Below are 12,195 nucleotides of genomic sequence, written 5' to 3'. Positions count from 1 at the left end.
CCCCGCTTGCACACGCTGGCGGGGTTTTCGCTTTTTGGTGAGATCCCAACGCGGGCGGGTGGCCTGAACAAGCACGGGCGACCCGGTCGAACAGGCCGACCACCACACGGTGGGCGGCCGGTCCCAGGTAATCCGAGAAAGCTAGGGAGGGGTCTCATCAGCACAGAGCCCCGCATCAATGACCGTATCCGGGTGCCCGAGGTCCGACTTGTCGGACCCAACGGTGAGCAGGTCGGAATCGTCTCCGTGCAGGACGCGCTGCGTCTGGCCCAGGAGTCCGACCTCGACCTCGTCGAGGTCGCGCCGACCGCGCGCCCGCCGGTCGCGAAGCTGATGGACTACGGCAAGTTCAAGTACGAGTCCGCGGTCAAGGCCCGTGAGTCGCGCAAGAACCAGTCGAACACGATCATCAAGGAGATCAAGCTCCGCCCGAAGATCGACCCGCACGACTACGAGACCAAGAAGGGTCACGTCGTCCGGTTCCTCAAGAGCGGTGACAAGGTCAAGGTGACGATCATGTTCCGCGGCCGTGAGCAGTCCCGGCCCGAGCTCGGGCGCAGGCTGCTGGCGCGTCTCGCCGAGGACGTCCAGGACCTCGGGACGGTCGAGTCCCAGCCCAAGCAGGACGGCCGCAACATGGTCATGGTGATCGGTCCGCACAAGCGGCGTTCCGAGCACAAGGCCGAGGCCCGTGCGGCGGCGGGGGACAAGACCCGCCGCGACGAGAGCGACCAGGCGTAAGGCGTCAGGGTTAGTCCCCCACCGCCCGGCCGTCGTGAAGGCGGGAACCGGGTGGTGGGGTGGGCTGTGCGCGAACAGCTCGTGATGCACCGGTGTGCGACGGGATCCCGCCGTAGCGGCGGAACAATCGCGTCATCCGTTCCGAGGAACGGGTGACGCGCCGACGGAGTAGGAGACGACGGCGACATGCCGAAGAACAAGTCCCACAGTGGAGCCAAGGACCGCTTCAAGGTCACCGGCTCCGGCAAGATCATGCGCCGCCGTGCCAACAAGAACCACATCCTTGAGCACAAGACCTCCAAGCGCAAGCGGAAGCTGGGCACGGAGGCCGAGCTCGCTCCGGCTGACACCAAGAGCATCAAGAAGCTCCTGGGCATGTAGCTCCAGAGCATCTTCCGTCCTCCTTGGCAGGCCCGTGCGCCCGACCCGGTCGGCGCGCTGAGGCGCCCGGAGGACAACCACCTGAAGCGAACACGGCCGCCGGGCCCGTCCTGGCCGGACCGGTCGGCGCGCCGTGCGCGCCGGAAGAACCAATGAGGGAGTCACTGTGGCACGCGTGAAGCGGGCTCTCAACGCCAAGAAGAAGCGCAAGGTCGTTCTCGACCGGGCCAGTGGTTACCGCGGGCAGCGCTCGCGCCTGTACCGCAAGGCCAAGGAGCAGATGCTCCACTCGATGACCTACTCCTACCGGGACCGCAAGGACCGCAAGGGGCAGTTCCGTCGTCTGTGGATCCAGCGCATCAACGCCGCCTCCCGTGCGCACGGCCTGACCTACAACCGTCTCATCCAGGGCCTGAAGCTGGCTGAGATCGAGGTCGACCGTCGCATGCTGGCCGAGCTGGCCGTCAACGACGAGGCCGCCTTCGCCGTCCTCGTGGAGAAGGCCAAGCAGGCCCTCCCCACCACCGCCGCGGCCTAAGAGCGGGCAGCAGCTGGCAGGCAGTAGAAAACAGATCAGGTAGCGATGGCGAGCCACGAGTTCACGAGTGTCCGGTCACCCAGGATCAAGGGGGTTCGGCGGCTCGCCAAGCGCACCTTCCGTCAGCGCGAGCGGCGCTTCCTCGCCGAGGGGCCGCAGGCTGTACGGGAGGCCCTGGCCGCCGTCAACGGCGGAAACGGGCGGTCCCCCTACGGCGGGGCCGCCCGCGGCGTTGTCGAGGTCTACGCCACGGCGGAGGCCATGCAGCGCCACATCGACCTGATGGACGCCGCCCACACCGCGGGCGTGCCCACCCACCGGGTCAGCCTCGACGTCATGTCCGAACTGGCGCAGACCATCACCCCGCAGGGGGTCATCGCGGTCTGCGACTTCGTCGACGTCCCCCTGGAGAGCGTCACCGACGTGCGGCTCGCCGTCGTCCTCTCCCATGTGCGCGACCCCGGCAACGCGGGGACGGTCCTGCGCACCGCCGACGCGGCCGGCGCCGACGTCGTGATCTTCACCGACGCCTCGGTCGACCCCTACAACGGCAAGTGCGTGCGGGCCTCCGCCGGGAGCCTGTTCCACCTCCCCGTGGTGGTGGGGGTCCCGGTGGCCCGGGCGGTGGACTTCCTCCACGGCACCGGAGCCAAGGCCTGGGCGGCAGACGGAGGCGGCGACCGCGACCTGCACCAGCTGGCCGACGACGGCGACCTGGACGGACCGGTCGGCTGGGTCTTCGGCAACGAGGCCTGGGGCCTGCCCGAGGAGATCGTCCAGCTCACGGACGGCGCGGTCAGCGTTCCGATCTACGGCGGGGCCGAAAGCCTGAATCTGGCCACGGCCGCCGCGGTCTGTCTGTACACGACCGCGCGGCAGCAGCGGCGCTCCTGAGAACCTCTTCCGAGCCGCTCACGTCTGGCCCCCGCGCCCCGATTGATTACTCCCGGTGACTGTCAGGGCTCTGACCCGGGGTGACGAAGCGCGGGGCTGGCACGTTCGGTAACAGGTTCTGCCAACCCGTCGAAATGCACGTGCACGGGGCCCGAGTGTCGATAGGGTCGGGCCAGCAGCACGGTGGTTCATGCGCATCCCGCTTGGCCACCCCCACCTGACCCGCGTCACGGGTAGGGCGGTGCGCGTGGCCACCAGGGCACGGCAGGATGCTTGGCGACACGGCATGAGCGATGTCCGGTCACCGACTCCGCCACACGTTCTGTGACGCGTGCTGTCCTATCGGGACCCCGGTCGTCGGCGGTCGTCCCCGGCCTGCCGGTGCGGGGCGGCGCACCCGGTCCCACCGCCCGGGCGCCTCGACGAGGCCGTATCCCGGGCCATGAGGCGTACCAGGGGGGAGTGCAGGGTAGATCTGCGGTGGTGTCCGGGGGAGAGACGGGCGGCACCGGTCAGCGTCCCGACCCAGGAGTCCTGTGGTCGCGGACCTTCGGAGGGGAGCGGGGAGAGGCGTGGGCAGCGGCCGGCAGGTGGGCCAACCGGCGGAGGACTCCGGCGGTGCGGCGGCGCCGAACCTTTGGGACGTGGACACCGCCTCGGCCCGGCCGGGTGAACCCCCGCTGCACGCCGACGACCTGCCCGACGGCGTGGTCGTCGCCGACGCCCGGGGCCGGGTCGTCCTGTTCAACACCATGGCCGCGCAGCTCACCGGGGTCCCGGTCGAGTCCGCGCTGGGCCGCGACTATCGCACCGCCCTGCCGCTGAACGGGCTCGACGGCAACAACTGGTGGGAGTCCAGCGACCCCTACGGCGGTGACCGCGAACGCACCCGCCAGCCCGAGCGGATGCTCTGCCTGCCCGACGAACGCGAGATCCTCGTGGCCGCGCGCTACGTGCGGGCCAGGCCCGGCGGGGCCCTCGTCCGCCTGGTCGTCACGCTCCGGGACGCCTCCGCTCGGGCCGAACGCTCCCGAGCCGACCTGGTCTCTGAGGTCGCGCACGAGCTGCGCTCCCCGCTCACCAGCGTGAAGGGCTTCACCTCCACCCTGCTCAACAAGTGGGAACGGCTCACCGACAAGCAGAAACTGTTCATGCTGGAGACGGTCAACGCCGACGCCGACCGCGTCACCCGGCTCATCCACGACCTGCTGGACGTCTCCCGCATCGAGTCCGGCCGCCTGGAGGTACGCCGCCAGGTCGTCGACCTGCCCGCCGCCGTGCGCCGTCTGGTCGCCAGCAAGATCGCCGCGGGCGAGTCCGAGGAGCGCTTCCGGGTCGAGACCCGCGGCGAACTCCCGCAGATGTGGCTGGACGCGGACAAGATCGAACAGATCCTCGCGAACCTCGTGGAAAACGGGGTGCGGCACGGCGCTGGTACTGTCAGTATCGTGATCGAGCCGTGTGAAGGAGGAGCAGCGGTGTCGGTGCGCGACGAAGGCCAGGGCATAGCACCCGAGACCATTCCGCGCGTCTTCCGCCAGTTCTGGCGCGGCAAGCGCCGTGGCGGGACCGGCCTCGGACTGTTCATCGTGAAGGGCCTCGTCGAGGCCCACGGCGGCACGATCACCGTCGGACGCGCCCCCAACGGCGGCGCCGAGTTCCGATTTACCATGCCCGCCGGGACGCCCGAGTTCGTCTGAGCCCTCAGACCCTTCGGCCGCCCGGTGGGCGCACGTGGCATGTCCCGGACCCCGTGACGGACCTTTCCCGGGCTGCCCGCAAACCGCCTGTGCTTTTCCTGTCGGCTTCGTCCGCCCCGCGCGGACCGTGACTGCCGTCCCGTCCCCTGATCCGTGGGGGAGCGGCGACGGCGAGGCAACCAACCATGTCTGCACCGAACAATTCCTTCGACCCGGTCGAGGTGGCCCCCCTGCACCCCGACGAGGTCGCCCGCATGCGCGAGGAGGCGCTGGCCGCCATCGAGGCCGCCGCCGACCTCGCCGAACTCAAGGAGGTCCGGCTCGCGCACGCCTCCGACCGCTCCCCGCTGGCCCTGGCCAACCGGGAGATCGGCGCGCTGCCCCCGGCCGCCAAGGCCGACGCGGGCAAGCGCGTCGGCGGTGCCCGGCGCGACGTCGGCCAGGCCCTCAAGGCCCGCCAGGCGGTGCTGGAGGCCGAGCGCGACGAGCGCGTCCTGGTGGAGGAGCGCGTCGACGTCACCCTGCCGTGGGACCGCACGCCCCGCGGTGCCCGCCACCCCCTGACCACCGTCGCCGAGCGGATGGCCGACGTCTTCGTCGGCATGGGCTTCGAGGTCGCCGAGGGCCCCGAGATCGAGGCGGAGTGGTTCAACTTCGACGCCCTCAACTTCCAGCCCGACCACCCGGCCCGCAGCATGCAGGACACCTTCTTCGTCGAGGGTCCCGACGGCGGCGAGTCCGGCCTGGTCATGCGCACCCACACCTCCCCGGTGCAGATCCGCGCGCTGCTCTCGCGCGAGCTGCCGGTGTACGTGGTCGCGCCCGGCAAGACCTTCCGCACCGACGAGCTGGACGCCACGCACAGCCCGGTCTTCCACCAGCTGGAGGGCCTGGTCGTCGACAAGGGCATCACCCTGGCGCACCTGCGCGGCGCCATCGACGCCTTCGTCGAGTCGGTCTTCGGTGAGGGCCTCAAGACCCGCTTCCGGGCCTCCTACTTCCCGTTCACCGAACCCTCCGCCGAGGTGGACATCGAGTGCTTCGTCTGCCGGGGCGAGTCCGTGGGCAACCCGGACGAGCCCTGCCGCACCTGCTCCAGTGAGGGCTGGATCGAGATCGGCGGCTGCGGTGTGGTCAACCCGCGCGTGCTCACCGCCGCCGGGGTGGACCCGGAGGTCTACAGCGGCTGGGCCTTCGGCCTGGGAATCGAACGGACACTGATGTTCGCGCACGGCGTGCGCGACATGCACGACATGGTCGAGGGCGACATCCGCTTCACCTCGGCGTTCGGGAGTGAGAACTGATGCGCGTCCCCCTGACCTGGCTGCGTGAGTACGTCGAGCTTTCCGCCGACGTCTCCGCCCGCGAGCTCGCCTCCCGGCTGACCCTGGCCGGGCTGGAGGTCGAGACCGTCGACGAGCTCGGCTCCGACCTGACCGGCCCCATCGTCTTCGGCCGCGTGCTGGAGATCGAGGAGCTCACCGAGTTCAAGAAGCCCATCCGCTTCTGCAAGGTGGACGTGGGGCGGGCCAACGGCACGGGCGAGCCGCAGGAGATCGTCTGCGGCGCCCGCAACTTCGCCGAGGGCGACCTCGTCGTGGTGTCCCTGCCCGGCGCCGAACTGCCCGGTGGCTTCAAGATCGGTGCCCGCAAGACCTACGGCAGGATGTCCGCCGGCATGATCTGCTCGGCCACCGAGCTCGGCCTGTGGGAGGACCACAGCGGCATCGTCGTGCTGCCCGAGGGCTTCGCCGAGACCGGCACCGACGCCATCGCGCCCCTCGGCCTGCGCGAGGACGTCCTCGACATCGCCGTCACCCCGGACCGGGGTTACGCGCTGTCCATGCGGGGCGTGGCGCGCGACGTCGCCGCCCTGTACGGTGCCGCCTTCCACGACCCCGCGGGCCTCACCGTCGCCGAGCCCACCGGCCCCGGCCACCCGGGCATGATCGACGACGCCAAGCGCGCCGACCGCCTCGTGCTGCGCGGCGCCACCGGCTTCGACCCGGAGGCGCCCACCCCGCTGTGGATGAAGCGCCGCCTGCACCAGAGCGGGGTGCGCCCCGTCTCCCTGGCCGTGGACGTCACCAACTACGTGATGCTCGAGCTCGGCCAGCCGCTGCACGCCTGGGACCGGGAGAAGGTCAACGGCCCGATCCGCGTCCGTCAGGCCGAGGCGGGGGAGAAACTGGAGACCCTGGACCACGTCCAGCGCTCCCTGGACCCCGACGACATCGTCATCGCAGACGACTCCGGCGCCCAGGCGATCGCCGGGGTGATGGGCGGACTGCACACCGAGATCGGCCTGTCCTCCTCGGAGGTCCTGGTCGAGGCCGCGCACTTCGACGCCATGAGCATCGCCCGCGCCTCCCGCCGCCACCAGCTCTCCTCGGAGGCCTCTCGGCGCTTCGAGCGCGGCGTCGACTCCGCCGAGCAGCTGGCCGCGGCCACCCGCGCGGTGGAGCTGCTGGCCGAGCTCGGCGGCGCCTCGGTCGAGTCGGCCTACACGGTGGTTGATCACGGCACGCCGCGTGAGCCGATCGTCGTCAAGGCCTCCCACGCGGGCAGCGTGGCCGGGGTCGACTACCCGGCGGGCACCAGCGAGCACTGGCTGCGCGCCATCGGCTGCTCCGTGGAGGCCGACGGAGACCTGCTGCGGGTCACCCCGCCCACCTGGCGGCCCGACATCACCGACCCCAACGACCTCGCCGAGGAGGTCATCCGCTTCGAGGGCTACGAGAACATCCCCTCGATCCGGCCCTACGGCTCCGGGCGGGGACTGACCGCCAGTCAGCGCCTGCGCCGGGCGGTCGGCCGCGTCCTGGCCGACACCGGGTACAACGAGGTGCTGTCCTACCCGTTCACCAGCGAGCGCGACCTCGACGGCCTCCAGTTGGCCGCGGACGACGCGCGCCGGACCGCCCTGCGCCTGGCCAACCCGCTCAGCGAGGAGGAGCCGCTGCTGCGGACCACCGTGCTGCCGGGCCTGTTCAAGGCGTTGGCCCGCAACGTGGGCCGGGGCATGACCGACGTGGCCCTGTTCGAGACCGGCCTGGTCTACCGGCCCAAGCCGGGCGCCACCCGCGCCCCGATCCTGCCCGTGGACCGGGGTCCCGGCGCCGAGGAGCTCGCGCTCATCGACGCCGCCCTGCCCGAGCAGCCGCGCCGCGTGGGCGTGGTCCTCACCGGCGACGCCGAGCGTGCCGGCTGGTGGGGCCAGGGCCGCGCGGCCTCCTGGGCCGACGCGATCCAGGCCGCCCGGGACATCGCCCGGGTCGCCGGGGTCGACCTGGAGGCCGAGGCCGACACCCATGCCCCGTGGCACCCGGGCCGCTGCGCCGCGCTGTACGTGCGGGTGGACGGCGAGCGCCGACCCGTGGGGCACGCCGGTGAGCTGCACCCGCGGGTGATCAAGGCGTTCGGTCTGCCGGACCGCACCGCGGCCATGGAGATCGACCTGGACGGCGTCGAGCGCGCCCGCACCGACGCGCCCGCCCCGAAGGTGTCCACCTACCCGGTGGCCACCCAGGACGTGGCCCTGGTCGTGGACGCCTCCGTGCCGGTCGGCGAGATCAGCGCCGCCCTGGCCGAGGGCGCGGGCCCCCTGCTGGAGAGCGTGCGGCTGTTCGACGTCTACACCGGTGAGCAGGTCGGCCAGGGGCGCAAGTCCGTGGCCTTCGCGCTGCGCTTCCGGGCCGAGGACCGGACGCTGACCGCCGAGGAGGTCGGCGCCGCGCGTGAGGCGGCCGTGGCCCTGGCGACCGAGCGCACGGGCGCTGTCCTGCGCGGCTAGCCGACTACTCGGCGCGGCCCACGCGACTCTCGCTGGGCTCGCCGCAACGCCGGGTCGGCCACACCGAAATACAGCGTTAACACGGCGGGGCGGGGCGGTTACTCCCAGGGGGGAGACCCGCCCCGCCCTTCTGTGTTAGGACAGTGCTGTGGGGCCGGGCCGCCCGTGTCCGGGAGCGGCGGCAACCCCCCGGTGTGTTGCGAAAAGACTGACCGACGAGCCCGGATTCCAAGAAAATTATGGCCGTGTTTTTCCAGCCCAGTAGGGGTTTTGGCGCCAAGTGCCGAGGGTAGCCGGAATGAAGTTTGGGTTTCGGGGCATGAAAGCTCGTTTTGGCTCTTGCTGTGGGGCGGTCCGAGAACTTAGCCTTCGAGTACCTGCCACAACCTGGGCGCCCGGGTAAGGGGTCAGATCCGTTTTCCGCTGCGCACTCTCGCGCATGTCACGGCTCGGAGGTCGCCATATGACCGAAACGGTTGTCTCGTCCGCGCTCACTCCCAAGGAACACCGGGAGCCCAGCCGTCTCTGGCATACCTTCTGCGATATGAACACCGTGGCCAAGGGCCCGGAGTTCGTCGTGGCCCGCGCCGAGGGCGTGTGGCTCTGGGACCAGTCCGGTGACCGTTACCTCGACGGGACCGCCAGCCTCTGGTACTGCAACGTCGGCCACGGCCGTGCCGAGATCGCGGACGCGGTCCACCGGCAGATGACCACCCTGGACGCCTACACCGTCTACGGCGACTTCGCCAACGCGCCCGCGATGGAGCTGAGCGAGCGCCTGGCCGCCCACGCGCCGGTGGCGGACCCGCGCGTCATCCTCACCTGCGGGGGAGGAGAGTCGATCGACACCGCCGCCAAGCTGGCGCGCAGCTACTGGGTCACCCAGGGACAGCCGCAGCGCCAGCACCTGATCAGCCGGACCGGCGGCTACCACGGCCTCAACGGCTTCGGTACGAGCATCATCGGGATGGAGCGCTTCCGTTCCGGCTACGGCAAGCTGATCGAGGACACCTCCGTGGTACGGCACGACTCCGCGGCCGCCCTGGAGGCCGAGATCCTGCGGGTCGGCGCCGACCGGGTCGCCGCCTTCTTCGCGGAGCCGGTGATCGGGGCGGGCGGGGTGTTCCTGCCGCCGGAGAACTACTTCACCGACGTGGCGCGGATCTGTCAGAAGTACGGCGTGCTGTTCGTGGTCGACAGCGTGATCTGCGGCTTCGCCCGGATGGGGAACTGGTTCGGGATCGAGCGGTTCGGGGTGAGCCCGGACATGATCGTCTTCGCCAAGGGCGTGTCCAGCGGTTACCTGCCGCTGGGTGGTGTGGTGGTCAACGGCCGGGTGGCCGACCCGTTCTGGAACGAGGCGGGCAACCCGTTCCTGCACGGCACCACCTACGCCGGGCACCCGTCGGCCTGCGCCGCGGCCATGGCCAACCTGGACATCCTGGAGCGCGAGGACCTGTTCACGGTCTCCCGCGAGGTGGAGACCCACCTGGACTCGGCGCTGCGCGGACTGGCCGACCACCCGCTGGTCGCCGAGGTCCGATCCGGTACGGGGGTGATGGGTGCGGTGGAGCTCACCGAGGAGGCGCTCAACGAGCGGGGCGTCACCACGGCGGAGGTCTTCGCCGAGGCACGCACTCGGGGCGTCATCGTCCGGCCGGTGCCCAAGGCCCTGCTGGTCTCGCCGCCCCTGGTCATCACCTGGGAGCAGATCGACCACATGACGTCCACCCTGTCGTCGGCCCTGGACGCGGTGATGGCCCGCCACTGACCCGAGCAGGCCCTTGCTGGACCCACCGGTGCCGTGTCACGTGCCGGTGGGTTATTTATTTTCCTGGGAAACCTCTGTCCGGTACTGATATCGTGGAGTAATATTTTCTGGGAAGATACTTCTTTTGGGGCGGGTGTGGCGTTTCCTCCCCGAGGGCACGACAGGGGGCAGCACATGACCGCACAGCCGACCGGCGTGGACGAGCAGCACGGTACCGGACCCAGTGACGACGACCTGATCACGGCCTGGGGCCTGCTCCACGAGGCGATGAACTCCATCCAGCCCAAGCTGCTGCACGGGATAACCCCCGACGGCAAGGACATGGCGGGTCCATGGTTCGAGGTCCTCATCCGGCTCCAGCGCACCCCGGGGCACCAGCTGCCGATGAGCCGCCTGGCCCGCGAGGTCAGCCTGAGTACCGGAGGGTTCACCAAGCTGGCCGACCGCCTGGAGAGGGAGGGCTACCTGGAGCGGCACAACTGTGCCACCGATCGCCGGGTCGTCTACGCCACCCTCACCGAGAAGGGGATCGAGTTCATCGTCGCCGCCCGGATCCGCCACGTGGAGCGCCTGCGTGAGCACGTGCTCGCCCCGCTCGGGGAGGGCGGGGTTCGACAACTCGCCACGATCGCGCGTACGCTCCGTGACAGCTCCTGCGATTAAAAAGGCATGGAACAGCGACGTTGCGTAGTCGAATCGCCGTTTCCGTGACCGGACGATCCTCGTGAATGTGCAGAAAACATGCCACGTGCCGTCGTTCCCGTGTAGGTTGGCGAGAGTTCGGGGGACCCAACGCGGGGTGGGTCGGGAGCACTGAGGTTCCGGGGGGAATGATGAGGCTGTTCACCACTGCTGCCCAGATGAGGCCGATTCCCCGATCCGCCCGCTTCGCCAACGGCGGGGTTTCCTTCTGGTTCCGGGAGAGCGGTCTCCCCGAACGCAGAGCGCCCCTGCCGGGCGACGCCGACTACGACGTCTGTGTGGTCGGAGCCGGTTACACCGGCCTGTGGACCGCCTACTACCTCAAGAAGGCCCAGCCGGACCTGCGCGTATGCGTGGTCGAGCGCGAGTTCGCCGGTTTCGGCGCCTCCGGCCGTAACGGAGGGTGGCTGACCGCCGAGTTCTCCGGTTCCCAGGAGGACTACGCCCAGTCACACGGCAAGGCCGCCATGGTCGCCCTGCAACGCGCGCTGATGAACACCGTGGACGAGGTCGTCTCGGTCGCCGGGGCCGAGGGGATCGACGCCGACATCGTCAAGGGCGGCATGCGCGTGGTCGCCAGCAACGCGGCCCAGCACGAACGGCTCCGGAACAACATCGACTACCTCCAGGACTGGGGGTACTGGCCCGACGACATCCACATGGTCGACCTGGACCACGCGCCCCCGATCGCGGTCAACGGCGCCGTGGCCGCGGGCTACTCGCCGCACGCCGCCCGTATCCACCCGGCCAAGCTGGTCACCGGCCTGGCCCGGGTGGTCGAGGCGCTGGGCGTGGAGATCTTCGAGGACACCCCGGTCACCGAGATCCGGCCCCGCGAGGGCGGAATCCGCCCGGCCGTGGTCACCGAACACGGCACCGTCCGCGCCGACCACGTGGTCCGCGCCACCGAGGGCTTCACCTCCACCCTGCGCGGCCAGCACCGCCGCTGGCGGCCCATGTCCTCCTCGATGATCGTCACCGAGCCGATCGCCCCCGAACTCTGGGAGCGGATCGGCTGGGAGGGCCGCGAGCTGCTGCGGGACGCCGCCCACTCCTACGTCTACGCCCAGCGCACCGCCGACGACCGCATCGCCATCGGCGGCCGCGGCTCCTCGCGCCGATCCGGGGGTTCGGAGGGCAGCGAGGGCACCACCCAGCCGCAGGCCATCGCCGAGCTCTGGCGCTCGCTGACCGCGCTGTTCCCCGACGTCGCCGACGCACCCGTCGAGCACGCCTGGTCCGGGGTGCTCGGGGTGCCCCGCGACTGGTCCCCGACGGTGAACCTGGACGCCGAATCCGGCCTGGGCTGGGCTGGCGGCTACTCCAGCAGCGGGGTCGCCACCAGCAACCTGGCCGGGCGTACCCTGCGCGACCTCATCCTGGGCCGCAGCACCGACCTGACCCGCCTGCCGTGGGTCGGCCACGAGGTGCGCGGCTGGGAACCCGAGCCGCTGCGCTGGATGGGCACGAAGGTCGTGCGCGGCCTCTACCGCACGGCCGACCGCCGGGAATCACAGGCCGAGGGCAAGGCCCACACCTCCCGCCTGGCCGACCTGGCCACCCGGATGCCCGGCAACTGATTCGCACCCGGAGGCGGCCTCCCCCGTCGGCGCTGTGTCCTCTTCCGGTGTTGTGACCGTCACCGACCCCGCCCTGGTCGCGACCGCCCATGGTT

The 12,195-nt window shown here is 70.7% G+C and carries 10 protein-coding genes; all 10 read left to right on the top strand.

Annotated features, from left to right (window positions below):
- Positions 1–156 precede the first annotated feature (156 nt).
- Entirely contained in the window at positions 157–741 is a 585-nt protein-coding gene (gene infC, locus HNR07_RS35590; RefSeq protein ID WP_184371994.1) for a translation initiation factor IF-3, read from the top strand.
- Between the two features lie 186 nt (positions 742–927).
- Positions 928–1,122 carry a 50S ribosomal protein L35 gene (gene rpmI / locus HNR07_RS13675; protein ID WP_184365319.1) on the top strand — a complete coding sequence of 65 codons (195 nt, stop codon included), beginning with the start codon at positions 928–930 and terminating at the stop codon, positions 1,120–1,122.
- 166 nt (positions 1,123–1,288) lie between these two features.
- Positions 1,289–1,660 (top strand): 50S ribosomal protein L20, encoded by a 372-nt coding sequence (gene rplT / locus HNR07_RS13670; protein WP_026117095.1) that lies wholly within the window; start codon positions 1,289–1,291, stop codon positions 1,658–1,660.
- A gap of 45 nt (positions 1,661–1,705) precedes the next feature.
- Positions 1,706–2,554, top strand: a complete 849-nt coding sequence (locus HNR07_RS13665) for a TrmH family RNA methyltransferase (RefSeq protein WP_184365318.1) — start codon at positions 1,706–1,708, stop codon at positions 2,552–2,554.
- 572 nt (positions 2,555–3,126) lie between these two features.
- Entirely contained in the window at positions 3,127–4,254 is a 1,128-nt protein-coding gene (locus HNR07_RS13660) for a sensor histidine kinase (protein ID WP_017583947.1), read from the top strand.
- A 185-nt stretch (positions 4,255–4,439) separates the two neighbouring features.
- Positions 4,440–5,558 carry a phenylalanine--tRNA ligase subunit alpha gene (gene pheS / locus HNR07_RS13655; protein WP_184365317.1) on the top strand — a complete coding sequence of 373 codons (1,119 nt, stop codon included), beginning with the start codon at positions 4,440–4,442 and terminating at the stop codon, positions 5,556–5,558.
- Positions 5,558–8,047, top strand: a complete 2,490-nt coding sequence (pheT, locus tag HNR07_RS13650; protein WP_184365316.1) for a phenylalanine--tRNA ligase subunit beta — start codon at positions 5,558–5,560, stop codon at positions 8,045–8,047. The genes pheS and pheT overlap by 1 nt, the downstream gene beginning before the upstream one ends.
- Positions 8,048–8,591: 544 nt before the next feature.
- Positions 8,592–9,818 (top strand): aminotransferase family protein, encoded by a 1,227-nt coding sequence (locus HNR07_RS13645; RefSeq protein WP_184371991.1) that lies wholly within the window; start codon positions 8,592–8,594, stop codon positions 9,816–9,818.
- 174 nt (positions 9,819–9,992) lie between these two features.
- On the top strand, positions 9,993–10,481 hold the full coding sequence (locus HNR07_RS13640) for a MarR family winged helix-turn-helix transcriptional regulator (RefSeq protein WP_184365315.1): 489 nt from the start codon (positions 9,993–9,995) through the stop codon (positions 10,479–10,481).
- A gap of 197 nt (positions 10,482–10,678) precedes the next feature.
- A complete protein-coding gene (locus tag HNR07_RS13635) occupies positions 10,679–12,100 on the top strand; it encodes an NAD(P)/FAD-dependent oxidoreductase (RefSeq protein ID WP_246420297.1) in 1,422 nt (473 codons plus the stop codon).
- Positions 12,101–12,195: the final 95 nt, after the last annotated feature.

It is taken from the genome of Nocardiopsis metallicus, from assembly GCF_014201115.1.
Taxonomy (GTDB): Bacteria; Actinomycetota; Actinomycetes; order Streptosporangiales; family Streptosporangiaceae; genus Nocardiopsis; species Nocardiopsis metallicus.
This window is presented reverse-complemented; position numbering and strand designations above follow the sequence as displayed.

Coding starts and splice junctions, on each gene's coding strand:
- HNR07_RS13665 (WP_184365318.1), top strand. CDS start 1,706: ATGGCGAGCCACGAGTTCACGAGTGTCCGGTCACCCAGGATCAAGGGG.
- HNR07_RS13640 (WP_184365315.1), top strand. CDS start 9,993: ATGACCGCACAGCCGACCGGCGTGGACGAGCAGCACGGTACCGGACCC.
- rpmI (WP_184365319.1), top strand. CDS start 928: ATGCCGAAGAACAAGTCCCACAGTGGAGCCAAGGACCGCTTCAAGGTC.
- HNR07_RS13645 (WP_184371991.1), top strand. CDS start 8,592: ATGAACACCGTGGCCAAGGGCCCGGAGTTCGTCGTGGCCCGCGCCGAG.
- pheT (WP_184365316.1), top strand. CDS start 5,558: ATGCGCGTCCCCCTGACCTGGCTGCGTGAGTACGTCGAGCTTTCCGCC.
- HNR07_RS13635 (WP_246420297.1), top strand. CDS start 10,679: ATGAGGCCGATTCCCCGATCCGCCCGCTTCGCCAACGGCGGGGTTTCC.
- pheS (WP_184365317.1), top strand. CDS start 4,440: ATGTCTGCACCGAACAATTCCTTCGACCCGGTCGAGGTGGCCCCCCTG.